Source organism: Halomonas elongata (assembly GCF_029081005.1).
GTDB classification, from domain to species: domain Bacteria; phylum Pseudomonadota; class Gammaproteobacteria; order Pseudomonadales; family Halomonadaceae; genus Halomonas; species Halomonas elongata_B.
In genome coordinates, this window is sequence record NZ_JAJQTQ010000083.1 from 1 (window position 1) to 473 (window position 473).

Sequence of the window (473 nt, forward strand, 5' to 3'; positions counted from 1 at the left end):
GCACGCGCTCGATCATCTCGCGGGCCGTCATCTGGCCCGCATGCACCCCGACGTTGAGCGCCGCCTGGACCTGCCCCTGAGCGTTAAACAGCGGGACCGCGAGGGAGCGCAGCCCCATCTCCAGCTCCTGATCGTTGAGGGCATACCCCTGCTGATGCACCCGTTTCAGTTCGGCGCGCAGCTTCGCCACCGAATCCACCGTCTGTGGGGTATAGCGGATCATGGTCACCCGGCCCAGCATATCGTTGAGCTTCTCCTCCGGCTGATGGCTCAGCAGCACCCGGCCCATCGAGGTCGCCCACGCCGGAAGGCGACTGCCGATATCCAGGTCGATGGTCATAATCCGCGAGCTGGAGGCGCGGGCGATATACAGGATATCGTCGCCGTCGAGGGTGGCGATGGAGCAGGACTCATTGAGCATTTCGCTCAGATGCCGCAGCACCGGCTGCGCCGAACGCGCCAGCGGCGTCGAG

The 473-nt window shown here is 65.3% G+C and carries 1 protein-coding gene; it reads right to left on the minus strand.

Annotated features, from left to right (window positions below; genetic code table 11):
* Nucleotides 1-473 (minus strand): IclR family transcriptional regulator domain-containing protein (locus LU493_RS19535; protein ID WP_275289469.1); only part of this gene is annotated, 473 nt, incomplete at both ends.